This window comes from Psychrobacter sp. Choline-02u-9 (genome assembly GCF_002836505.1).
In the GTDB taxonomy this organism is placed as follows: Bacteria; Pseudomonadota; Gammaproteobacteria; order Pseudomonadales; family Moraxellaceae; genus Psychrobacter.
The window spans coordinates 1-23,727 of record NZ_PJBF01000060.1 but is presented as its reverse complement, the minus strand read 5'-3'; the positions used below and the strand labels follow the sequence as shown (position 1 = coordinate 23,727).

The 23,727-nt window shown below is 43.1% G+C and carries 18 protein-coding genes and 4 tRNA genes; 13 read left to right on the top strand and 9 right to left on the bottom strand.

The genetic code is table 11. The features are described from left to right. Positions 1–274 precede the first annotated feature (274 nt). On the top strand, positions 275–904 hold the full coding sequence (locus CXF69_RS12610) for a BLUF domain-containing protein (protein ID WP_101204244.1): 630 nt from the start codon (positions 275–277) through the stop codon (positions 902–904). A 92-nt stretch (positions 905–996) separates the two neighbouring features. Here the strand turns inward: CXF69_RS12610 and CXF69_RS12605 are convergent, their stop codons facing one another. Next, a complete protein-coding gene (locus tag CXF69_RS12605) occupies positions 997–2,433 on the bottom strand; it encodes an FAD-binding oxidoreductase (RefSeq protein WP_101204245.1) in 1,437 nt (478 codons plus the stop codon). A gap of 336 nt (positions 2,434–2,769) precedes the next feature. On the opposite strand from CXF69_RS12605, the gene serA reads away from it, so the two are divergent. After that, a complete protein-coding gene (gene serA, locus CXF69_RS12600; RefSeq protein WP_057758460.1) occupies positions 2,770–3,996 on the top strand; it encodes a phosphoglycerate dehydrogenase in 1,227 nt (408 codons plus the stop codon). A gap of 149 nt (positions 3,997–4,145) precedes the next feature. Here the strand turns inward: serA and CXF69_RS12595 are convergent, their stop codons facing one another. The 4 genes from CXF69_RS12595 to metX all read right to left on the bottom strand — a co-directional run bounded on the left by CXF69_RS12595 (position 4,146) and on the right by metX (position 8,375). Continuing rightward, positions 4,146–5,204 carry an oxygen-dependent tRNA uridine(34) hydroxylase TrhO gene (locus CXF69_RS12595; protein ID WP_101204246.1) on the bottom strand — a complete coding sequence of 353 codons (1,059 nt, stop codon included), beginning with the start codon at positions 5,202–5,204 and terminating at the stop codon, positions 4,146–4,148. Positions 5,205–5,424: 220 nt separating this feature from the next. Beyond that, positions 5,425–6,006 (bottom strand): tetratricopeptide repeat protein, encoded by a 582-nt coding sequence (locus CXF69_RS12590; RefSeq protein WP_057758462.1) that lies wholly within the window; start codon positions 6,004–6,006, stop codon positions 5,425–5,427. Between the two features lie 414 nt (positions 6,007–6,420). Further along, the gene (gene metW, locus CXF69_RS12585) at positions 6,421–7,029 is read right to left on the bottom strand and encodes a methionine biosynthesis protein MetW (RefSeq protein WP_057758464.1); all 609 of its coding nucleotides are present in this window, start codon (positions 7,027–7,029) and stop codon (positions 6,421–6,423) included. Further along, entirely contained in the window at positions 7,026–8,375 is a 1,350-nt protein-coding gene (metX, locus tag CXF69_RS12580; RefSeq protein ID WP_227522858.1) for a homoserine O-acetyltransferase MetX, read from the bottom strand. The genes metW and metX overlap by 4 nt, the downstream gene beginning before the upstream one ends. A gap of 489 nt (positions 8,376–8,864) precedes the next feature. Between metX and hemH the strand changes: the two genes are divergently transcribed. Next, entirely contained in the window at positions 8,865–9,884 is a 1,020-nt protein-coding gene (gene hemH / locus CXF69_RS12575; protein WP_101204248.1) for a ferrochelatase, read from the top strand. A 114-nt stretch (positions 9,885–9,998) separates the two neighbouring features. Here the strand turns inward: hemH and CXF69_RS12570 are convergent, their stop codons facing one another. The 4 genes from CXF69_RS12570 to CXF69_RS12555 form a co-directional block, all read right to left on the bottom strand. Continuing rightward, positions 9,999–10,373, bottom strand: a complete 375-nt coding sequence (locus tag CXF69_RS12570; protein ID WP_101204249.1) for a hypothetical protein — start codon at positions 10,371–10,373, stop codon at positions 9,999–10,001. A gap of 288 nt (positions 10,374–10,661) precedes the next feature. Continuing rightward, positions 10,662–11,120: a hypothetical protein gene (locus tag CXF69_RS12565; protein WP_180952633.1), complete on the bottom strand. Its 459-nt coding sequence runs from the start codon at positions 11,118–11,120 to the stop codon at positions 10,662–10,664. Between the two features lie 343 nt (positions 11,121–11,463). After that, a complete protein-coding gene (gene polA / locus CXF69_RS12560) occupies positions 11,464–14,442 on the bottom strand; it encodes a DNA polymerase I (RefSeq protein WP_101204250.1) in 2,979 nt (992 codons plus the stop codon). Positions 14,443–14,709: 267 nt separating this feature from the next. Next, positions 14,710–15,123, bottom strand: a complete 414-nt coding sequence (locus CXF69_RS12555) for an Ohr family peroxiredoxin (protein ID WP_057758473.1) — start codon at positions 15,121–15,123, stop codon at positions 14,710–14,712. A 268-nt stretch (positions 15,124–15,391) separates the two neighbouring features. On the opposite strand from CXF69_RS12555, the gene CXF69_RS12550 reads away from it, so the two are divergent. From CXF69_RS12550 to CXF69_RS14420, 10 genes are all read left to right on the top strand, one after another. Further along, the gene (locus CXF69_RS12550) at positions 15,392–16,294 is read left to right on the top strand and encodes a hypothetical protein (RefSeq protein WP_102078393.1); all 903 of its coding nucleotides are present in this window, start codon (positions 15,392–15,394) and stop codon (positions 16,292–16,294) included. 205 nt (positions 16,295–16,499) lie between these two features. Next, positions 16,500–18,095 (top strand): peptide chain release factor 3, encoded by a 1,596-nt coding sequence (locus tag CXF69_RS12545; RefSeq protein ID WP_101204252.1) that lies wholly within the window; start codon positions 16,500–16,502, stop codon positions 18,093–18,095. Between the two features lie 203 nt (positions 18,096–18,298). Further along, the gene (locus CXF69_RS12540) at positions 18,299–19,150 is read left to right on the top strand and encodes an RsiV family protein (protein ID WP_101204253.1); all 852 of its coding nucleotides are present in this window, start codon (positions 18,299–18,301) and stop codon (positions 19,148–19,150) included. Positions 19,151–19,307: 157 nt separating this feature from the next. Then, positions 19,308–20,516, top strand: coding sequence for an FHA domain-containing protein (locus CXF69_RS12535; protein ID WP_101204254.1), 1,209 nt, complete (start codon positions 19,308–19,310; stop codon positions 20,514–20,516). Positions 20,517–20,691: 175 nt separating this feature from the next. Next, entirely contained in the window at positions 20,692–22,188 is a 1,497-nt protein-coding gene (trpE, locus tag CXF69_RS12530; RefSeq protein ID WP_101204255.1) for an anthranilate synthase component I, read from the top strand. 192 nt (positions 22,189–22,380) lie between these two features. Beyond that, positions 22,381–22,456, top strand: a tRNA-Thr gene (locus CXF69_RS12525). Positions 22,457–22,523: 67 nt separating this feature from the next. Next, a tRNA-Tyr gene (locus CXF69_RS12520) sits at positions 22,524–22,607 on the top strand. An 84-nt stretch (positions 22,608–22,691) separates the two neighbouring features. After that, positions 22,692–22,765: transfer RNA gene (locus CXF69_RS12515), tRNA-Gly, on the top strand. Between the two features lie 103 nt (positions 22,766–22,868). Further along, a tRNA-Thr gene (locus CXF69_RS12510) sits at positions 22,869–22,943 on the top strand. A 209-nt stretch (positions 22,944–23,152) separates the two neighbouring features. Continuing rightward, the gene (locus CXF69_RS14420) at positions 23,153–23,470 is read left to right on the top strand and encodes a DUF6122 family protein (RefSeq protein ID WP_102078394.1); all 318 of its coding nucleotides are present in this window, start codon (positions 23,153–23,155) and stop codon (positions 23,468–23,470) included. Positions 23,471–23,727 lie beyond the last annotated feature (257 nt).

The following is a 23,727-nucleotide window of genomic DNA, read 5'->3' as shown; positions in this document are numbered from 1 at the left end:
TGGGTTTGTAAACACCGATAAGCGCACAACTCTGCATTATCATTGTACCTGCGACTGTCTTGCTATTTATTATCTCAATATAGAATCTAAATAATATCTATCAGCACCTTTTGTTTTGCTTGTTATCATAGCAAGCTGTAACGGTAATAACAGTCTCACGTAGTAAATATTTGCTACGTTTTTGTGAGTCAATTTTTTGGTTCAACTCAGGCATAGTATTGTGTTGCTTGTTTCGTTTAGCCGTATCTCATCGGCTTCTTAGGATTATTTTATTATGCCTTTAAATCATACCAATAGAATCATGAAGTGGGATGACATAGATGACTCCGCTTTGGTTCAGTTGGTTTATGTCAGTACGCTGACTCTGGGCTCGCGTTTGAGCACTTCTATTTTTGATGAAGTAGAAGGCCACGCACGTAACTACAATCAGCAGCATAACATCACAGGCACGCTATGCTACGGCAATGGTCATTTTCTACAATGTATTGAAGGTAAAAAGTCAGACGTATTTAATCTGCAAGAGCGTATCTTTTTCGATAGTCGTCATAAAAATGTAGAAGTATTGCTATTACAAGTCATCAATCATCGCAGCTTTGCCGACTGGCGTATGCGTTTGCTGTTTTTGGAGCGTTGGTTATGGTCACCCGCGACCAAGAAACAAGCCGTACAATTATCTCCGTTTTTACCCTTTGTGCCGCACGGTTGGTCATCTGATCGGACCGAACAGTTTTTGCAAATTATCAAAACTTTCGATAGTCCACCCCATATTAAGGCGGCAGGTATTACTTATAATGCATTGGGTAATATGGTGCGTCATATCGCGGCACCGCATCAGGCGTTTCTGATTATTCAAGGGTTTTTGAGCATATTACTGGTCGTCGCATTGATACTGTTATATTTATAGATTGTAGTTTTTGCGAATTATAAAGTCATAAAAAAGACGCTAGCCTTTCGGGTTAGCGTCTTTTTATTTGCGATAAGCGTTTAGCATGCTCTTCACATATCAAAAATCTTACCACGGTTCATAATGTTGTTTGGATCAAAGACTTTTTTGACCTCTCGTAAATAATCAATCTCAGTCTCACTGCGGCTATAGTGCAGATACGGCTTCTTCGTCATACCAACCCCATGCTCAGCAGACACTGAACCACCATATTTCTGTACCGTCTCAAACACGTATTTATTGACGACCTGACACTCAGCAAAGAAATCATCTTTGCTCATGTTTTCAGGTTTTAAGATATTGAGATGCAAATTACCATCGCCAATATGACCGAACCAACAGACTTCAAAGTCTGGATAGTTGCTGCTGACAATGTGATCAATCTCTTCGATAAAGGTCGGTACGTGGCTTATCAGCACTGATACATCGTTTTTATAAGGGGTAAAGACTGAGATGGTCTCTGAGATATACTCACGTAGCTTCCATAGCTCTGCTGCTTGTGTGAGGTTTTGGCTCATGACACCATCGACCACCCAGCCTTGTTCCATACAATGCTCAAATATGGCCATGGCTTTGTCCATGATTGGCTCATATGGTGCTTCAAACTCTAATAGCGTATAGAACTTGGTACGTGACTCAAACGGCTCTTGTACTTGACCATGTGCCATCAGCTTATCAATCGCTACATCGTCAAAGAACTCAAACGCTGTTAAATCAATCTGTGCCTGAAAAGCAGAGAGTACGTTCATGACGTCATTGAAGCTGTCCATGCCAAGCACCATGACGTTTAAGTCTTGTGGCTGACGCTCAAGTTTGATTTGCGCATGAGTGACAAGGCCAAGTGTGCCTTCACTACCGATGAACAATTGGCGCAGATCATAGCCGGTGGCGTTCTTTACCATGCCGCGATTGAGATGCAAGATATCACCTTTACCCGTGACGACAGTCAGACCCATAATCCATTGACGGGTCATGCCATAGCGAATGACTTTGATGCCGCCTGCGTTGGTGCCGATGTTGCCGCCTATCTGACTAGAGCCTGCTGAGGCAAAGTCGACAGGGTAGTATAGGTCTTTTGATTCAGCGAATTCTTGCAACTGCTGGGTGACGACACCGGCTTCGACTTCAACCATGCGATCGGCAGGATAGAACTGTCCGATCTGGTTCATTTTATCCATGCTAACCACGATCTCACCGTTGGCTGCTACTGCACCAGCAGACAATCCAGTACGACCACCACTAGGGGTGAGGACGACGTTGTGTTCATTAGCTAGTAGCACAATAGCTTGTACTTGCTCGGTGGTCTTTGGAAAGACGATGGCAGCAGCAGCAGGAGCAAAGTGTTTGGTCCAGTCTTTACCCCAATGCTCTAAGCTCTCAGCATCAGTTTTGATTTGGGTCGGGTCAAAATCATGGGTATCAGTGAGCGTGCTCAAGATGGTTTGCACGGCATTGGTTTCGGATGTGTTTTGAGCGGTAGTTGGCGTCATGGTCAAATCTCAATATTGGCGTAAGCACGATGCTGGGGCTGCTTATTATATAGTGAAATAACTATAAATTCAGTGATGAGTCAGCTCGTAGAAGTAATAAGGGGGTGATAATTTTTACCTATAAGAAGAGGTAAGTAATAAATAATTGATTCGAACGGTTTCAAACAGAATAATTCACTATAGCATAAAAATTTTTCAGGCTTGATAACCAATAATTCATCTAATCTGCTAACATCGACCTCAAATTTTGTGTAAGATATCGGGACTGTTTTCGTTTCCTCCATCATAGATTATCCAACAGGTAATCTTATAAAACAATTATAGGACAGTTCTCATATGGCGTTATCACTACAAAAAGACAAAATCCGGTTTTTATTGCTTGAAGGTCTACATGACAATGCCCTAAAAGTATTGGAAGGAGCTGGTTACCACAACATCGAGAATATCAGTCACGCCTTAGATCAAGACGAGCTGATCGAAAAGATCAAAGATGCTCACTTTATCGGTATTCGTTCGCGCACTCAGTTGACGCGTGAAGTACTTGAGCACGCACACAAGCTTATCGGCATTGGTTGCTTTTGTATTGGTACCAACCAAGTAGATCTAGACGCCGCTCGTGATCTTGGTATCCCTGTCTTTAACGCGCCATTCTCGAACACTCGTTCGGTAGCTGAGCTAGTATTGGCCGAGGCTATTATGCTGTACCGCGGTATTCCCGAAAAGAATGCAACCGTACATCGCGGCGGCTGGGGCAAGTCTGCGACCAACTCACACGAAGTGCGTGGCAAGACTATCGGTATCGTCGGTTATGGTTCTATCGGTTCGCAGCTGTCTGTCTTGGCAGAGAGCTTCGGTATGAAAGTCATCTATCATGATGCTGTGACCAAATTGCCACTAGGCAATGCGGTACAAGTTGGTAGCCTAGAAGAGCTATTATCAACGGCTGACATCGTGACATTGCATGTACCTGATGTGCCAAGCACTCGCTATATGATGAAAGCTGAGCAGTTCGCTCAGATGAAAGAAGGCAGCTACTTTATCAATGCGGCACGCGGTACGTGCGTCGAGATTGATGATCTAGCAGATGCGCTTGAGTCTGGTAAAATCTTGGGCGCGGCTATCGATGTGTTCCCAAAAGAGCCAAAATCAGCTGACGAAGAGTTTGAGTCACCACTACGTAAGTTTGATAATGTGATTTTGACGCCGCATATCGGTGGTTCAACACAAGAAGCACAGGCCAATATCGGACTGGAAGTAGCAGATAAGTTTGTTAGATACTCTGATCAAGGTGATACGGCGACGGCTGTGAACTTCCCAGAAGTTTCTATCCCGTTCAAAGAAAACTCGCATCGTCTACTACACATTCACAAAAACGTGCCAGGCGTACTGTCTCAGATTAACCGCCTATTTGCTGAAGCTGGTATTAACATCCTAGCGCAGAGCCTGATGACAGAAGGTGATGTTGGTTATCTAGTGATGGATGTCGATTACAATGATTCGACCGCTGCACTAGACCAGTTAAAAGATGTAGAAGAGACTATCCGCGTACGTATCTTATTCTAATATAGTCAATCCACTATAAAGTTGGATTAACTATATCAGTGCTAATAGCTTTGATAAGCATTGAAGATTTATCATAAAAAAAGAGAGGCTCTATTGATTAGAGCCTCTCTTTTTTATTTCACTTCTTTTTTATTGTACTAATGCTAAGTTTAATTGGCTTTAGTATTGTTTGCAGCTTCCGCTTGTAGACGAGCTTCCGTCTTAGCAGCTTTGCGTTTTTCTATTACATCCATCACGTCACTACCGATATGGGCTTCACCACGCTTTTTGGCTAACTGCATTTGGTGCTCGCGCTCACGGAAACGGGCTTTTTGCTCATCGGTTGCCTTGTCGATACAGTGTGGGCATGACTCGCCTTTGATATAGGCAGGGCTTTGCATTTCATCGACAGTGATCGGCATACGGCAAGCAAAACACTGCTCGTAGCTGCCTTTCTCTAAGTTGTGGTTGACCGATACACGGTTATCAAAAACAAAGCAATCGCCTTGCCACATAGAGTCACTAGCAGGGACTTCTTCAAGGTATTTTAGGATACCACCTTCTAAATGATAGACCTCTTCAAACCCTTGCTCGCGCAAATAGGCAGTAGATTTTTCGCAGCGGATACCACCTGTACAGAACATTGCCACTTTTTTGTGCTTGGTTGGATCAAGCTCTTTTGAGACGTATTCTGGAAACTCGCGGAACGTTTCAGTGTTTGGGTTAACCGCATTTTGGAAGGTGCCGATTTGCACTTCATAGTCGTTACGCGTGTCGATTAAGGTAACTTCAGGATCTGAGATCAACGCATTCCACTCGCTTGGCTTTACATAGCGACCAACGGATTCCAATGGATCGATATTCTCGACACCCATGGTAACGATTTCTTTTTTTAGCTTTACCTTAGTGCGATAAAAAGGCTGTGCGTCAGTATAGGATTCTTTAAAAGTAAACGTACCAATCGCCTCAATACTACGCAGGTAGTCAAGTACGGTATCGATACCTTGGCGTGTGCCAGAAATCGTCCCATTAATGCCTTCTGAGGCAATGAGCAGCGTGCCTTTGACGTCATTATCTAGCATAGTGTTTAGTATAGGCTCACGATACTGTTCAAAATCAGCAAAGCGTGTGAACTTATATAGTGCAGCAACGACGATATTATTAGTTACACTATCGTATACAGGGGCTGAATTGTTGTCAGTTATCGCAGTTTCTTTGTTGGTGCTCATGTCTTTCTCCTGCTGGCTAGGCCGCAAACCTAGTGCGTTGGGGTTAAAGTAACTTTTCAGTTTAAAGCATTAACAAAATTGTGGAATTGGTTAATGCGCGCGTAGTGTAGCAAATTTTGCTAGATTTTTGAATAGTTTGGCTTGCTGCTATAAAAAACAAAAAAGCCCAGTAAAATACTGAGCCTTTTTTATATTCAATTCGTAGTACGAAAGTTAGATACTATTTACTCTGGAACCAAGTATCTGCTTTGCTACGAGCACTGGCGATGTCATCACTTGATAAGTTTAATGCCAACTGACCAATTTTACCGCGTGCTTTGTTACGGACTTTTTCGTCTAACATGCCATCACGGGCAGCCAAGTCATACCATTTATAGGCATCGACCAGATTTTTTTGCTTTTCATCCAATAGTGCAAGCGTGTAACTGGCACGATTATCGCCACGCATCGCAGCTTTTTCTAACCACAGACGGGCTTGTTGTAAGTTAGGCTGTACGCCTTCGCCGCGCAAATACATGATAGCAAGATTCAGCTGAGCAGGGGCAACGCCTTGCTGAGCGGCTTTGGTATACCACTGGATTGCTTGTTGGGTATTTTGCGCAATACCTTCACCTTTTTGCAAACGCTTGGCCAGATAGAACTGAGCATGATCGTTACCTTGGGCGGCACGACTAGACAACTCGCTCACAGGCATCAGCTCAAAACGTGAGGTATCAAGCGGTACGTTTGATATTAACTCAGCATTGGCTAAACCAGCACAAGAAAATAATGCAGTAAACAACGCAGCTTTTAATAATTTCATAGCAGCTCCAAAATTAGGCAGTTAATAAGCAAAAAAAAATTGTACCGCTAAACATTGTCTCGCTAAAGACAGTCAGACGGCGATAACAATTAGGTGGAATCTTGCGATATGAACTTACCTAATTATTAGCAAAAGGGGGTTGTCATCTCTAAATCAGAGATTTCACCCTAACTGATTAGACAAACGGTCGTAATAGTGGGGTGGCTGACAATATTTTGCTAGCTTAACACCCAAACTTACGAAACTCAAATACTAATTACAAGGCCTAATAGACGTTTGTACCTGATTGTCCTTAACAAAATCAGACAGTTACTAAAAAATTATATTAAGTTAACAATCTATTAAGGTTAATATCAGTACTTACAGCACTGTTTAGTAGTCTATAAAATATAAAGATAGCTGAGAATTTAGCGGCTATTTCTTGGTCACTCGGTAGATAGCGACGTCTGCTAACAAGTTAGGGGCTTGTCTTATTAGTGCCTTCATCAAAGGTGTATGTCCTTTCTCAGAATCACTAACCGCAAAACGATTAATAATATGAATATCATGCTGCGCACATAATAGTTCAAAATCTTTAAAGGTACATAGGTGAATGTTTGGCGTGTTGTACCATTCGTAAGGCAGCGCTTCAGAGACAGGCATCATACCTTTAAGCCCTAAATGGATACGGTTTTGCCAATGCGCAAAGTTAGGGAAGGTAATAACTGCTTCACGAGCAACTCTCAGCATATCAAGCAACAACTCATCAGGTGCTTTTACTGCTTGTAGGGCACGTGCCATGACAACCGTGTCAAAGCTGTTATCAGCAAAGCGCGCTAGACCATCATTGAGATCCTGCTCGACAATTGATAAGCCATTACCAATCGCCTCATTGATTTTGTCTTCATCAATCTCTAGTCCGTAACCTGTCACGCCTAGTTTCTGCTGTAAGTGGGCAAGCAGCTCGCCATTACCACAACCTAAGTCCAGTACGTGTGCTTGCGGCGCAATCCAGCGCTCTGCCAGTTGGTGATCCATTCTCATGAGCGCTCTCCTGTGGCTGGGCGGCTAGGGGTAATAAATGGCGCAGTCAAAAATCCTTTAACCGCACCCATGTAGCGAGGAATATCGAACAAGAAGGAGTCATGTCCGTGCGGCGCGTCAATATTGATATAGCTGACGGGTTTGCCAGTGGCCATCAGTGCATCGACAATCTCTTGCGAGCGCTCAGGTGCAAAGCGCCAGTCAGTGGTAAATGACACGACTAGATACTGGCATTGTGTATGAGCAAAGGCAGCTTTAAGCGCAGAAAGCTCTTGCTGACGATCAGACTCAATATCTTCAATCGTCGTTACTGCATCTTCTAACTCACTCTGTGCCTTGGCTTTGCTAGACTCGACTGAGGCCGCGATTGAGTCTTCTATTTGCACTGCCGACTCTGTAGTATCTTTTGCTACGGTTGATGGGTAGTCGCGTATTGGATAGTCGCGCGTCGGATCAAAGTAATCTAAGGCTTTGGTCATAAGCAGATAGGTATTGGCATCGAAGTTTTCACTAAAGCGTTCGCCTTGATAGCGTAGATAGCTTTCGACCTGAAACTCGACATCGTAACCATACATGAATTTACCTGATTTTAAATCACGGCCAAATTTGGCTTTCATCGCGTCATCAGTTAAGTAGGTAATATGTCCAACCATACGTGCCAATATCAGTCCGCGACGAGGATAAGTGCCTTCTTGTATATAGCGTCCGTCTTTGAAGTCAGGATCGGATAATATAGATTGGCGCGCCACTTCGTTAAAGGCGATATTTTGAGCAGATAGCTTTGGTGTGCTGGCGATGACCACACAGCGCTTTAACCGCTCTGGATAATCAACAGACCATTGTAGCGCTTGCATACCGCCCATTGAGCCGCCGACAATGGCGTGCCAAACGTCAATGCCTAGACGATCTGAGAGCATTGCTTGGGTTTTTACCCAGTCTTTGATGGTGATCAGCGGAAAATCAGGGCCATACACCTGCGGCTCATCGCTACTATTTGAATCAAGGCTGTCCGAACCAACGCTATCGGGGTTAATAGTGGTAGGCCCTGTTGAACCAAAACAGCTACCGATATTATTGACACATACTACATAGAACTGATTGGTATCAATCGCCTTATTAGGGCCAATCATATTGTCCCACCAGCCTGCTTTTTTGTCATCAGCGCTATGGAAGCCAGCTGCATGGTGATTGCCCGATAACGCGTGGCAAATCAGAATTGCATTTGATTTGTCGCTATTGAGCGTACCATAAGTCTCTACCATCAAGTCAAACGAGGGCAGGGTACGGTTGCATTCTAACGTTAAGGGCTCAGCAAAATGGAAATTCTGAGGCGTAACGACACCCACTGATCCTAAAGCACTGTCGGTATCGGCTGAGCTATTAGGGTGAGGTTGTGAATTAGGATGCTGGTCACTGGTATTATCAGAGCGTGCGTTCAAAGCTACCTCGCAAGACTACAATCATCAATAAAATAAAAGCAAAATAGCACATTGTTAACAGGCTATTTTAGCTACACGGTTTTTATAAACTGGGCCTGCCTATTGTATGGTGATGCGCGTTGGAGTACAACCGTCGAGCGCGCCTTTCGAGCGTATCGATCGTAGTTTTTATGGAACATACTTTATAAATGAATAACGAGTAAGTCGCCAGCATCAAGTAATCAAGAGTTAATAAATAGCAACTGCGTATCAAATTGTATAGGAGCGCTTTTAGCCCGCGTTATTAATAGATAAAATGCTACACTAATGAGGTGTCTATTCAACTGTGTCTTAACAGTATCGTCTCTTATTATTTTGACATCACCCTTAATAACTTACTGCTAATAAAGTGCTGCTATGAAACCTAAATTGCCCCCACGTATTGCCGTTTTGTTAGTGAATCTTGGTACACCAGATGAGCCAACGGCCCCTGCCGTACGTCGCTACCTCAAACAGTTTTTGTCAGACCCACGAGTAATCGAGATTCCCAAATTTCTATGGGCTATTATTCTGAATCTATTTGTCTTGCCCAGTCGTCCTAAGCGCGTAGCAAAGGCATACGCCAGTATCTGGGAAGGTGACTCACCGATTCGTAAAATACTAAAAAGCCAAGTTGAGCTATTAGAACCACGTTTGGCCGATAGTGTGGCACCCTTTCGTGTCTCTGTGCATCCTGCGATGAGCTATGGTAATCCTGGTTTGCCTGATGTCATGGACGCGCTACGTGGTGAAGGGGTTGATCACTTTGTCATACTGCCGTTGTTTCCACAGTACTCTGCCTCTTCAGGCGGTGCTGTATATGATGCGCTGACGAAGTGGACGCTCAAGCAACGCAACTTGCCAAATTATACGATTGTCAAAGACTACTTTGCCCATCCGCTATATATTCAAGCTTTGGCCAACTCTATTCGCCGTTTTCAAGAGAAGCATGGCAAGCCTGAAAAGTTAATGTTTAGTTTTCATGGTATTCCGCAGCCTTATGCTGATAAAGGTGATCCGTATCCTAAGCGCTGTAAATGTACCGCTGCACAAGTGGCACATGAGCTTGGCCTGAACGATGACGAATGGATTATTAGTTTTCAGTCACGCTTTGGTAAGCAAGAGTGGGTCAAGCCGTATACCGATGTGGTGTTGGAAGATTGGGGTAAGTCAGGTGTGCGCTCGGTACAGGTGATCAGTCCGGCGTTCTCGGCAGATTGTCTAGAGACACTAGAGGAGCTAGCCATTGAAAACCGTGATAACTTCCTTGATGCTGGCGGGCAAGAATATCATTATATCCCTGCATTAAACCTTGATGAGACACATATTGAGTTGCTTGAAGCGTTGAGCTTGCCTTTAGTAAAAGGTTGGGCTGGCACGTTAGATGGCTGGGTTTAGACAATCGAGAGTCGCTGTTTCAGTAAGTTGAATAGTAGAATAAAAAAAGCACGCTTAATATAGTTAAGCGTGCTTTTTTGGTTTAGAGGGGTAGATAAACAATCGTATTGAGTTCTAAAAATCATCATCGTTGCTACGTTCGGCCGCTTCTCTATCAACAATATCCATCGCATCAGGATAATCACTGTCATCAAGATTGTCCTGAACCAAAATCTCATCGACACGTGACTCATCGATATTTTGACGATGCGCAGGTGTGAGTCCCTGGGTCGCATCACTACCGACTTCTGAATTGTTAAATCCCGCACTATTATCAATCACATCATCGTTATCAATGGTATGCAGCATAGGATTGTCCAAATCAACCAATTGGTTGTCTTGTTCATCCTGATTATTGTTATCTAAGTTATCGACGTTGTCATTATTGTCACGACGATTACCGTCAATATGATCCATCTCTTCTGGTAGTGGGTTTTTTGAGTTTTCCATGAATAATTCCTTATTGTAGTTATTAGATGTCGCCATCATTAGAAGTAAAAATATCGCGCTGGCTTGTTAAAGCATCGCTCATTGCAATGTAGATAATATGCTTCTCAGTTTGTACGCTTAATCAACTTTTCACTAGTAGTAAGGTGTGACAGGATGTTCAAAAAATGTAAGACGATGACTAGAACGCAAAACGACTACTCAAGATGAGTAGCCGTAATTATTTATGAAATTTGTGCTAAGGCCCTGTACGATAGCCAGATTGCTACATAAGCAATCAAACTTATAGTGTTAATTATTGGCGTGGTCGAACTTGTAATTTAACTTCTGTACTAGACATGACTCATAGTTAGCCAGTTTAAATTGCCATAAATAGGTCAAGGCAATACCGTAGATTGCAGTCTCAGCCAGCTCTTCGACAATTTCACCAAATGTATGCGGGAACATAATAGCGTTCTCGCCCATGTACTGAATGACAGCAAGTACAGTAACGCTAAGATAGAGCGAAACTGGCACGTTTTTTAGCACTGCCCATAGGTAATGCCTCGAATAGACCAGCAAACCAAGCGCGATGAGATAGATAACGGTAAGGACGCTGTCCTCCCACCAGTCATAAGATTGACCAAGCATCAAAAAGTCGCTTGGAACCAGTAAGTCTGGTAGATAGTTCAGCTCTCGACGAATGACAGAAACAAATATAAGTACGGCTGCTAGCCAAAAAGCCTTAATTTGTTTGACATGACTTTTCATAACATACTGTGAACTGCGCAATAGGCATACTATCAAAAGTATAATGCCAGGGACTTCAACGATGCCATCTGAACTCAAAATAACTGGCTCCTGCGTATCAAAAAAATGTGTCAAAAACAAAAAAGTGAGCCCGTAGACTCACTCTAAACCGAAAAACATCTAACGAAATATGCATAATTTACTATGACGCTATTATAACCCAATATGGTAATAATAACGTCATAGAATATAACCAAGTAGTCATAAGTGGTTGTTTATATAGATGATACAGTGGGTTTCAAAGCCTATCATAACCCATCATATCTTTAAGCTCGCTAGCGTTCTAAGTTGACCAAATCAATGATTAATGCGCCTCATCCCAGTTTTGACCGCTATCAGTCTCAACTAGTAACGGTACAGCAAAGTCGACATGCCAGCCTTTATCTACGGCCGTAGTCGTCAAGACATCTTGCATGGCATCGGTAATCAGTTGGCTAACCGCGTCTACTTTATCGGCATCCACTTCAAACACCAGTTCATCATGGACTTGCAGCAGCATTTTGGCTTGATCTTTTGGCAATACCTTATCAACGGCAATCATGGCAAGCTTAATCAAATCAGCAGCGGAACCCTGTAGCGGCGCGTTGATTGCGGCGCGCTCAGCGCCTTGCTTGACCATACGATTGCTATGATTGATATCAGGGGTATAGAGTTTACGGCCTAATATCGTCTCGACATAGCCTTGCTCGTACGCGCTAGCACGGGTATTAATCATATAGTTTTTGACACCCGGATAGCGCTCAAAGTACATATCGATATAGTCTTGTGCTTCACCGCGGCTCATCTGTAATTGCTTGGCAAGTCCAAAGGCACTCATCCCGTATAGCAGACCAAAGTTAATGGCTTTGGCATTACGGCGCTCAGTTGAGGTAACGTCCGTAACGTCCTTGCCAAGCACTTCAGCAGCAGTCGCAGCATGAATATCTAGGCCTTCGTTAAAGGCATGCGTCAAGTGCTTATCACCTGAGAAATGCGCCATTAGACGTAACTCAATTTGTGAATAATCGGCGGCCAAGATCACGCGACCTTCTGGGGCGATAAAGGCTTGGCGAATCAGGCGGCCAGTCGCAGTACGAATGGGAATATTTTGTAAGTTAGGATCAGTTGATGACAGACGGCCAGTACTGGTTAGTGCTTGATGGTAACTGGTATGCACGCGGTCGGTCTCAGCATCTGCAACATTATCGAGTGCATCGGTATAAGTGCTTTTTAGCTTAGACAGCCCGCGATACTCTAAGGTGATATCGACTAATGGATGATCGATTTTTGATAGAACCGCTTCACCAGTCGAGTATTGACCAGATTTGGTTTTTTTGCCACCCGGCACGCCAAGCTTGTCAAACAGCATCTCACCAAGCTGCTTCGGTGATCCTAAGTTAAACTCTTCCCCTGCCACTTCATAAGCACGTTTTTCTAGCGCGATGATTTCTTCATCAAAGCGTTTTGATAGCTCGTTTAAGAAAGAGCGTTTGATGAGAATGCCGTTTGCTTCCATTTGGCAAAGTATCTCTGCCGTTGGAATCTCTAGCTCGTGTAGCAATTTGGCATTATTGGTATCATTTGCCAGCTCAACGCTGAACACGTCAAATAACTGATAAGTAATATCAGCGTCTTCACAAGCATAGTCACTCGCAATATCGATAGCCACTTGGTCAAATGTAACTTGCTTCGCGCCTTTGCCTGCGACTTCTTCAAAGCTAATCGTCTGCGTTTGCAGATAATGGCGTGCCAAATCGTCCATACCGTGTCGAGTCGCTGCCGCATTGATGACATAGCTGGCAAGCATGGTATCCATCGCCCAGTTATTTGGCTGCTCATGTATCGCACCGACTAAGTCAATATCATAGTGAGCAAGAATATGCGCGTCATATTTCAGATGTTGACCGATTTTACCGATATTTGGATTCTCTAACACAGGCTTTAAGCGCGCCAGTACGGTATCGCGGTCGAGTTGTCTCGCTGTTAGCTCATCACCTTCTAAGCTGTGGGTGAGCGGGATATAATAGGCTTCATGCGCTTGCACCGCAAAAGACAGCCCGACGATTTGCGCGTCGCGCCAATGGACGCTGGTAGTTTCAGTATCAATGACAAAGTGCGGAGCTGCCTCTAGTAATTTGACCAAGCTATCAAACGCTGGCTTGTCGAGTACAGTGTGCCACGCTTTATCATGGTTAGTACTGTCTTTGATGTTGTCGCTCTTAGTGGATTGGAGCGATTTTGCCACCTGTGCCTGTGACTCAGTATTGGCTTGGCTATCAGCAACACTTTTAGAGCCATTGGCAGGGTGATTTGGGTGATCGAGTGATGCCAGCTCATTTCTAAACTCAAGCTCATTATATAAGTCGCGCAATTCGTCTATATGGGCACAAGGGTCAGTATTGATTTTTAGGTCATTCCAATCTTGACCGATGGCTAAGTTGGTGACGATGGTAGCAAGCTTTCTGTTAAAAGGAATGTCGTCAGCGTGTTCAATCAGACCTTTCGCCCCGCGACCTTTGATAAAGCCGATATGCTTGAGCATGTTTTCAATATCACCATACTCAACGAGTAGGTCTTTAGCGGTCTTTTTACCGATACCAGGTACGCCTTTGATACCATCAGAGGCATCACCCATTAGCGTTAAGAAATCGATCATTTGGTTTGGGTTAATACCGAATTTATCGATTACTGCTGGCGTATCCGTGACTTTACCTGTAAAGCTATCTTCCAGTATTACGCAGTCGTTGACCAGCTGCATCATGTCTTTATCACCCGTTGAAATGACCACATGATGGCCTTGCTCGACAGCACGATGGGCAAGTGTACCGATGATATCATCCGCTTCTGCACCCTCGATACGCAACAGCGGAATACCTAATGCGGTGACTAAACGATGAATATAAGGAATTTGCTCTACTAGCTCGACATCGATGGGTGGACGAGCGGCTTTATAATCAGCAGACATATGATGGCGAAAAGTCGGTGATTTAGTATCGAAGCAAACAGCCATATGAGTAGGGTGATAGCGACGCATCAATTTTAGCAATGCGTTGAGTGTGCCGCGTATCGCATTGGTGATTAGGCCCTTCGAGTTTTGCATGGTTTTTGGCAAGGCGTGATAAGTGCGGAACAGATAATAGGAACCATCAACCAAAATAAAAGGCGGCTGATCTTTGTCTACATGACTGGTATCCATCAGCGCCACGTTGGGCATGGTATCGAAGTTCGGTAATGCTTTTGGGTCAAGCGCTTGGTGAGAGTTGTGGTCGTTATCGGTGGTATTGTCAGCTATGTCATCAGTCATAAAAGTCACTTATCAGCTATTAGATAAAAATATATACGCTTATTATAACGATAAAATTAGCGCGTGCCGAACTGCTTAACCGTTACGAGATGTTCTATCGTGTTCTTTTTTATTGAAATCTACACTGAGTTTTCGATATTTTATGTCTAGGATAAATAAATTGCTAAAAACAAAAAAAAGAACCCAGATAATCTGAGTTCTTTTAATGTCTGATAACTATCAGCTATTTGTCATTTAATAGACGTTGATAACGAGTCTTTGAATGCGTTATTTTACTTCTGAAGAAACTTCGACATCGATATTACCGCTGGTTGCTTTCGAATATGGGCATACTTCATGCGCTTTTTCGACCAATTTTTGAATCTCGTCAGCAGACAGGTCTGTATTATCAGCGATGACATGGATTTTTACGGCAAGCTTATATTCGTGATTGTCACCTTGTAATAGGTCTACAGAGGTCTCAACAGTTGAGCCAAATGTTGCGCTTTCCATCTTTTTGACTACGCCTAAGGCGCCATCAAAACAAGCGCCATAACCCATTGCGAGTAATTGCTCAGGGTTATTACCTTTTTCATTACCGCCTGGTGGTACCATATTGATTTCAAGATCACTATCGCTTAAGGTTGCTGTACCCATGCGGCCGCCAGTAACAGTAGATTTGGTAGAGTATAGAGATTTCATGACACATCCTTTGTTGTGAGTTTTTATGTTTATATTTGAGTGGTAAATCTTAATATGAAACCTAGCATAACAAATCGCTCACGCAGCTCAGTGCATAGAGAGTAAATATATACTGCTAGTTTGTAAATGAGATTTTGAGCACAGTTTTATTCGTTTCTAGATTTACAAGCTTATCGTACAGTCGTCAAAGAGGTACAATAGCGGTAATGAGCCATATATACGTTATCAGTACGGATAATAGAAATCTGAATCATAAGGACATTGTTTGATGAATAGATGGATTGCGATACCTAGTGTTTGTTTTTTGACGACGCTTGCTTTGATAGGGTGCGAGGAAGAAGACGGCGCTTATGGGACGGCTAGTAGCAAGATTACATTGACAAGCTTTGCTAATAGTTACGATAGCAAAGCCAATGCTACGGCAATTGCGCGAATTGATGAAACGTATCGTACTGGTGCGCGCGAGATCAAAACAACCAATCTCATCAATAGTTATAGCAATCAAAGCCTGAATGATTTAGACAGAACCGTGCTGGCAGATGACTTCGAGGGTCGACTTGAAAACAAAGACATTGAGGTTAATAATCGGACGGTCAAACGCCCCATTTATGAAAAAAACACCAATAACCAGCTAGACTACCAAACCACTTATAAGACGCTTAACTTATCAGGGCTGCGTGCGAACAGCTATGTTGCTAGTACAAACGTGAACAATAGGTACGGTATTATTACCGACTTAAACAACTATTCTGAAATTCCGACCAATGTTGCTTTTCCTGAAGGGTCGGTTTGTTATATCCCTGTAATAACCAGTGAGCGTTCGTTTTTGGCATTTAATGATAAAAACAAGACCGGTTACGCTTCAATAGATAGGTGGATTGACGTGGCCAAAACCCGCTTTAGTGCGGATAGAGATCATAGAACTTCTCAATTCGGAGTGGGCGTAGGCAATCAGCAGCAAGCCGCGCAAGTCATGTTTTTTGAATACAAAAATCAACCTGCTTATGAATATAGCGGTGTTGAGTACGGAAAGGACGTCTATGAGGCAAACTATGTCGCCAAAGGTAGCACCGATCCGAACACAGACAGTCGTTTTGACGTAGTCGATTGTACAATTGTTAATGAGGTGGCTGGCGACTTCTTAGCTGAGCAAATCGAACGCTACTATTGAGATGGAGTGATGGTTATTAGTCGCGCTAATTAAGCAGGATAATCGCAATTTAAAAGCCCAAAAACACGCTTCGTTGAAATAACGGAGCGTGTTTTTTTATACGCTAATTCTGCACCCTGATGCTAAATCCGCTACAATAAGCCCATTATTTATTTTATTTATTTAGAGTCACTTCTAAATCACATAACTGTTGAAGCTGAAAATTATGAGCGTAGATCCAAAGAAATTAAACAAAGAAGTTGCTAAGCGCCGCACCTTTGCCATTATCTCGCATCCCGATGCTGGTAAGACCACCATGACCGAAAAACTCCTGTTGTGGGGTCAAGCGATTCAGGTAGTGGGCGAAGTAAAAGGCCGTAAGACCGATCGTCATGCAACCTCAGATTGGATGAGCATGGAACAAGAGCGTGGTATCTCGATTACGACGTCTGTCATGCAGTTTCCGTATAAAGACCATATGGTTAACCTACTAGATACCCCAGGTCACGCCGACTTTAGTGAAGATACCTACCGTACTTTGACCGCAGTGGATAGTGCACTGATGATGGTCGATGGTGCAAAAGGTGTCGAAGAACGAACCATCAAGCTGATGGAAGTGTGCCGTATGCGCGATACGCCTATTATCTCATTTGTCAACAAGCTAGATCGTCAGATTCGTGAGCCGCTTGAGTTGCTTAGCGAAATCGAAGCCGTTCTAAAAATCAAATGTATCCCAGTGACTTGGCCTATCGGTATGGGTCAAGACTTCATTGGCGTCTATCATTTGACTGAAAATAAAACTTACTTTTATGAAAAAGGTAATGGCGGCAAGATGACGGTCTCTGAGACCAGAGAAGGCTACGATTATCCAGATATCCGTGAGCGTCTAGGACAGTTGATGTTTGACGCTTTCGAAGAGTCGCTTGAGCTGGTACAGATGGCGCTAGAAGAGTTCAGTGTTGAAGCATTTTTGGCTGGCGAGATGACGCCAGTATTGTTTGGCACAGCATTGGGTAACTTTGGGGTAAACATGGTACTTGATACCTTGGTCAAATATGCCCCACCGCCAAAAGCCCATTCAACGACTGAGCGTGAAGTATCAGCCACCGAGACAGATTTTACAGGCTTCGTCTTCAAGATTCAGGCCAATATGGATCCGCGTCACCGTGACCGTATTGCGTTCTTGCGAGTGTGCTCTGGTAAGTACGAGAAGGGTATGAAAATGAAGCATGTGCGTCTGGGTAAAGACGTACGTATTGCTGATGCGTTGACCTTTTTAGCAGGTGACCGTGAGGCGTTAGAAGAAGCCTATCCAGGTGATATCATTGGTTTGCATAACCATGGCACCATCTCTATTGGTGACAGTTTCACTGAAGGCGAGGAGTTGAGCTTTACGGGTATTCCGCATTTTGCCCCTGAATTGTTCCGCCGTGTGGTATTAAAAGATCCGCTCAAATCAAAAGCTCTGCAAAAAGGTCTTCAACAATTAAGTGAAGAGGGCGCAACGCAGGTGTTTATGCCGCAGATTAATAATGATTTGGTTTTGGGTGCAGTCGGTGTCCTACAGTTTGAAGTGGTCGCGCATCGTCTCAAAGAAGAGTACAAGGTTCAATGTACCTTTGAGCCAGTATCGATAGCTACGGTACGCTGGATTCATTGCGATGATGAAGTAGCATTGGCGAAGTTCAAGAAGAAAGCTCATGACCAATTATCAATAGATGGTGGTGGTTATTTAACGTACCTTGCACCATCACGTGTTAACTTACAGTTGATGCAAGATCGTTATCCAGAAGTGACTTTTAGCAGTACGCGTGAGCATTAAAATCAGCCACATCGCTGTATTGTTTATCTATTAAGACACGCTAGCCGTGTCTTTTTTATTGTCTGTTATTTATGTGATAAATGCGAGGAGATAAGCATTTAATTGTGAACAGAACCTTAAAAACACAAACAGTGTTCCTACAATACAGTGCAATTGTTACGGTAGAATGATAAACAACATTTTATATTTATAAAAGAGGACATATGCACACTACGACTCAAACTGATGATAAATCTATATCGGCTGATCTATTTTCGATAAAGGTAAGCCAGAGACGTTCAATTGCTATGTTGACTGGCAGCCTATTATTAAGTGCCGTTAGTATGTCGGTAAATGCAGGAAGCTTTCTTAGTAGCACTGAATATCTACCGTATCAACTACCCAGTAATATACAAGAGACATGTGACAAGCGTGATAACTGTCCAGAGATTGAAGTTAAATATCTCAAAAGTAGTCAAAACTGGATAGATGAGATTGCCAATGCCCGTATCGATAACTTAGTCGTCAATAGTCAGATGACAGAGTCAGCACCTATCAAGGGTGAAAGCAGCAAGAAGGAAGTTACGGCTGCTCTTGATAGCTTTGTGAGCTCGCAATTCCGAGATATGCCTGATGATGTGTCGTGGGGTTATAATCTGATGGTAACGCCCAATTATCTAGGTCATGTCGATGAGTTTGAACTGTTTGAGATTAGCTCTTATATCTATACTGGCGGTGCACACGGCATGCCTTATAGCGAGTACCTAGTATTTGACCCAAGTACCAAAAAGCAAGTCACGCTTGACGATATGCTTATCTCAGGTAAAAAACCTCGTTTTGAGGCGCTTGCCTATGATGCGTATAAAGGATGGGTTAAAACGGTTGCTGAAGATGTGAGCAGTTATGAGAAAAACTGGCCATTTACGTTAAGCGATAATGTGACCTTGACAGATACAGGCGTTAGCATTCGTTATCAGCATTATTCTATTGGTCCATATGCTTACGGTATGCCTGTCCTTAATATCCCCTATAGTAAGCTTGATAAAGTTATAAAACCTCACTTTATACCAAAGTAAATACTGTACAGTGTTTGAGGAAAGTGCTTAATAAACCGTGCTGGGCAGATATCATTAAAGGAATAGCGACAATACTTATCATAAATTGGCAGTAATATTTTAGAGTTATTATTTTTAGCATCATTGGATATTCAATAGAAAAATAAGGAGTTATAACATGACGAACGAGACAGACAGTATGAATACGGCAGCAAGTACAACTTGGCAACTGAATGCATTAACTGAAGCGCTAGGTGACCTGACACTGACAGTTAGTGATAGCTTATCTATAGGTCGTGGTAGTGATAACGACGTAGTACTAGGTAGCAAGCAGGTTTCTCGCAACCATGCAGTGCTCAGTGTGCTAGATGGTCAGCTGTACGTGAAAGACTTAGATTCTTCTAATGGTACGTTCATCAATGAGCAACGTATTGCAGGTAATGAATCTAGTCATCTAAAAGCAAATGATACGCTTGGCTTTGCAAGTTTTAGCTTTCAAGTACAGGCATCTGCTGCGCCAGTGACCACAGAGGAGTTAGTAGCAGATGCACATGAAAATGCTGACACAGCTGCCTTGACAGAAACTCCTGCTAGTGAGCCTGTGACCGAAAAGCAAGTAGTTGAGGAAAGCGTTCTTGAAGAAGAGCCGATCATAGAGCAAACAGGCAACGAGCCAGTGATCAAAGAAACTGGTATCGAAGAAATGTTACCTGCTACAGATGATACTGTACCTGTAGAGCCTTTATCTGCAGATGCCGGCTCAGATATGACCGAAGAATCAGTAACCCCTACGCACGAAACCGTTGAACCAGTTGTTGAAGAGCTAGCTACTGAAGAAGCCGTTTCTACAGAGCCAATTGTCAAAGAAACCGGTATTGATGAAGTACTGTCTGACGCTGATGCAGCATCGCCTACGCCAGTAGAAGAAACGCCAGTTGCCACAGAGGTAGTAACTGACACATCTGTACCAACAGCAACTGAAACAGAGGCTGTGACGTCTACAGAGCCATTACAGACAGCATCTACTGATAGCGCGCCAGTGGTAGAGGAGCAGCCAGCAGTGCATGAGCAGCCAGCAGTGCATGAGCAGCCAGCAGTCCAAGACGAACACGACAAAACGACAAAAACAGAGTTACAAGAAGAAGCTGACCCTGAAGTTTTAAAAGCCAAACAAGCAGCTAGTGCACAGTTTTCAGGCACGGCTAATTTAGGGCAGCCGCGCGATCTTGGTACCGAAGGCAATAATGCGATGGATCAAGAAATCAGCAACCCTGCTCATGCAGGTCATGTAGAGAAAAAAGCGAGCGGCGGCTGGTTTATATGGGTATTTGTGACCATTCTAATTATCGGTTTGGCCTTATGGTTGTTTAATATGGGCGGTGCATAATTCAACTCTACACTCGGTCTTCGTCGTGATTTTTGATAGAGAGCCTTATTGTGCTTACCGTTTTTTAAACAAATGACTCATTATAGCGTCGATATTTTAGCGAATATTGGCGCTATATTTTATAGAGCAGCTTATAGTTTTATTATTGCCTATAAGGTGCTAAGAGAGAGCTATTATGATGACTTTTGAAGAATACCAAGCTTTTAGAGATAGAGGCTTTAGTCACGCACCGCTAGTAAAAAAGCGTCTGATGGATGCGCAGACTCCCGTATCTGTATTCTCCAAAGTACGTGATCTAAACGGCTCTGCATATCTATTTGAGTCTGTGGTAGGCGGTGAGCGCTGGGCACGGTACTCCATGATTGGATTGGGTAGTGATCTGATTTTGCAGTACGCTGATGGCAATATGACGACCAAACGAAACGATCATATTGATACAGAGGCAGTAGAGAATCCCTTTGATTACCTGCGTGAGCTGATGGCGCAGTATCAAATGCCAACTGCTGAAGATGTGCCGACCATGCCGAGCTTTAGCGGCGGTCTAGTCGGTTACTTTGGGTACGATATGGTACGTATTATTGAGCCAAGTGTTGGCTTATCTGATGCGCCCAATCCAATGTCGATGCCAGATATGTGGCTGATGCTTTCGATGAGCGTTATTGTATTTGATAATTTAGAGAATACGCTGTCAATCATCGTCTATGCTGATTGCCAGTCTGAAGATGGCTATAGTTCAGCTATCCGTGAGCTAGAACAAATCGAGGAAAAGCTAGCAGAACCATCCAACCTGCGCGCACCTGTAATGCCTACGCCTAAATTTATATCGCAAACAGGGGCCGAAAAATACTGTAGCGATGTCAATAAAATAAAGGATTACATTGCCGCAGGTGACGTCATGCAGGTAGTGCCAGCGCAGCGATTGACAGCGGACTATACAGGCGACTCTCTAGCCGTCTATCGTGCGCTTCGCTACCTTAATCCGTCGCCTTATCTGTTCTTGGTGCATGGCTATACACTCGATGATCACAAACGCTTTGATATTATCGGTGCTTCTCCTGAAATCCTATCCCGTATCGAAAATGGCAAGGTGACGGTAAGGCCGCTAGCAGGGACACGGCAACGTGGCCGAGATAAGGCTGAAGACCTCGCGCTTGAGCAAGAGCTGCTAAATGATGAGAAAGAAACAGCGGAGCATTTGATGCTCATTGATTTGGGTCGCAATGATCTTGGCCGCGTTTGCGAGTATGGCAGTGTCAAAGTCACAGAAAAGATGTTTATAGAGCGCTACTCACAAGTGATGCATATCGCATCTAACGTTGAGGGTACGATACGAGCTGACAAAGATGCACTAGATGTATTTTGTGCCACTTTCCCAGCTGGTACGCTATCGGGTGCACCCAAAATCCGCGCCATGCAAATCATCGATGAGATAGAACCAGTACGTCGAACAGTATTTGGTGGTTCAGTTGGTTATTTAGGTTGGAATGGTAATATGGACACGGCCATTGCTATCCGTACTGCGGTGATGCGCCGTGGTGAGATACATATTCAAGCCGGAGCAGGGGTCGTTGCTGATTCTGTACCAGAAAAAGAATGGGATGAAACCAATAAAAAAGCATTGGCCCTAATAAAAGCGGTAGAAATGGCCTGTAATGGCTTGCGTATTCGCTAATTAAATAGCCAGTGATGTGGCAAAAATAAAGGCTGCAAGTAAAAAGCCAATTTATTGCCATATTTTTATTTATAAAAAAACTAGCTTAATCAGTGACTTAAATATTTATATCAAATTAATTTAAAAAAAGATGAAAAAGTACTTGCGCATCTCAAAAAATTTGATAGAATAGCCACCACTTTAAGAGAACAAGCCGACTTAGCTCAGTTGGTAGAGCAACTGACTTGTAATCAGTAGGTCGCCAGTTCGATCCCGGCAGTCGGCACCATCTCTCTTAAAGTAGCTTTTTATGAATTTGTCTTAAATGTAAGTCATTTTTGTTCAAAGCAATCTAAGGTGGGGTTGGGGAGCGGTCAAACCCAACAGACTGTAAATCTGTCGCGAAAGCTTCGAAGGTTCGAATCCTTCCCCCACCACCATATTTTCTAAAGTTTGTCATAGCGCCAAGCATACTCTCTATATCTAATAACTCTCGATTAGAGTTATCCTGAATAAGAGTAAATGCGGGTGTGGTATAATGGTAACACCTTAGCCTTCCAAGCTAATGACGCGGGTTCGATTCCCGCCACCCGCTCCATATATACACCATCGCAAAGCATAACAATAAATCATCACGAGAGTCAGTAATTATTGCTGCATCGTGATATTTTTTTTAGTGCAACTCAAAGGTCTTAACACACGCTCATATAGCTCAGCGGTAGAGCACTCCCTTGGTAAGGGAGAGGTCTCGAGTTCAATTCTCGATATGAGCTCCATTTATTGTTTATACCTTTTATGCTTGTTTTGCTATTTATATAACTTTGCGTCGATATCGAAATTATAGAATATTGAAATATATAACAGTAGTGCGGTAGACAATGATTCAAAGGTGACACTGAGGTGTTGCCTTTTAGTGCTGTCAGTATATTAATAAATATTGGTTTTGATGGTCTTATATATAGAAGACTAAAACTAATAGGTCAGTATGCAGACATTAATACACTATTTTTTGCACTTTGGTTTCCCTCTTTTTATTGCGATTGCGTTTTTTAGAAAAGAGTGGAAAAAAGCATATCTAATTTTGCTTGCAACCATGTTGGTTGATATAGATCATCTGGTAGCAAACCCAATATTTCAGGCGAATAGATGTAGCATTAATTTTCATCCGTTACATACTTATTATGCGATGCTAGTGTATTTTGCTTTACTCTTTCTTCGTAAGCCTCTTAATATCATTGGAATTGGACTGTTGTTCCATATGTTAACGGATTTTACGGATTGTTTGATGATGTCGGTCAGCTAATATCGCGACCTTGCATATCAAGATAATTATACGGTTATAAGAAAGGTTATAATCAATCGAGCTTTATATCTACTAGTTAGAGAGAAGTTGATTTCGATTGAGAGATGTATGACTATTTAAGACAAGTCAGCGTATAATAACGGATACAAGAATTAGTTCGGAGCATTGTTTAAGCAGTGGTTCGTGCGGTTGATAGCTAGGTTTATGATGATTTAATTCTATTATGAGCCATTAAACAGCTTTTTATTGATCATTCA

What these genes read in the sequence shown, in the direction of transcription:
- CXF69_RS12610 (WP_101204244.1), top strand. Translation starts at nt 275, where the DNA reads ATGCCTTTAAATCATACCAATAGAATCATGAAGTGGGATGACATAGAT.
- CXF69_RS12605 (WP_101204245.1), bottom strand. Translation starts at nt 2,433, where the DNA reads ATGACGCCAACTACCGCTCAAAACACATCCGAAACCAATGCCGTGCAA.
- serA (WP_057758460.1), top strand. Translation starts at nt 2,770, where the DNA reads ATGGCGTTATCACTACAAAAAGACAAAATCCGGTTTTTATTGCTTGAA.
- CXF69_RS12595 (WP_101204246.1), bottom strand. Translation starts at nt 5,204, where the DNA reads ATGAGCACCAACAAAGAAACTGCGATAACTGACAACAATTCAGCCCCT.
- CXF69_RS12590 (WP_057758462.1), bottom strand. Translation starts at nt 6,006, where the DNA reads ATGAAATTATTAAAAGCTGCGTTGTTTACTGCATTATTTTCTTGTGCT.
- metW (WP_057758464.1), bottom strand. Translation starts at nt 7,029, where the DNA reads ATGAGAATGGATCACCAACTGGCAGAGCGCTGGATTGCGCCGCAAGCA.
- hemH (WP_101204248.1), top strand. Translation starts at nt 8,865, where the DNA reads ATGAAACCTAAATTGCCCCCACGTATTGCCGTTTTGTTAGTGAATCTT.
- CXF69_RS12570 (WP_101204249.1), bottom strand. Translation starts at nt 10,373, where the DNA reads ATGGAAAACTCAAAAAACCCACTACCAGAAGAGATGGATCATATTGAC.
- CXF69_RS12565 (WP_180952633.1), bottom strand. Translation starts at nt 11,120, where the DNA reads ATGAAAAGTCATGTCAAACAAATTAAGGCTTTTTGGCTAGCAGCCGTA.
- polA (WP_101204250.1), bottom strand. Translation starts at nt 14,442, where the DNA reads ATGACTGATGACATAGCTGACAATACCACCGATAACGACCACAACTCT.
- CXF69_RS12555 (WP_057758473.1), bottom strand. Translation starts at nt 15,123, where the DNA reads ATGAAATCTCTATACTCTACCAAATCTACTGTTACTGGCGGCCGCATG.
- CXF69_RS12550 (WP_102078393.1), top strand. Translation starts at nt 15,392, where the DNA reads ATGAATAGATGGATTGCGATACCTAGTGTTTGTTTTTTGACGACGCTT.
- CXF69_RS12545 (WP_101204252.1), top strand. Translation starts at nt 16,500, where the DNA reads ATGAGCGTAGATCCAAAGAAATTAAACAAAGAAGTTGCTAAGCGCCGC.
- CXF69_RS12540 (WP_101204253.1), top strand. Translation starts at nt 18,299, where the DNA reads ATGCACACTACGACTCAAACTGATGATAAATCTATATCGGCTGATCTA.
- CXF69_RS12535 (WP_101204254.1), top strand. Translation starts at nt 19,308, where the DNA reads ATGACGAACGAGACAGACAGTATGAATACGGCAGCAAGTACAACTTGG.
- trpE (WP_101204255.1), top strand. Translation starts at nt 20,692, where the DNA reads ATGATGACTTTTGAAGAATACCAAGCTTTTAGAGATAGAGGCTTTAGT.
- CXF69_RS14420 (WP_102078394.1), top strand. Translation starts at nt 23,153, where the DNA reads ATGCAGACATTAATACACTATTTTTTGCACTTTGGTTTCCCTCTTTTT.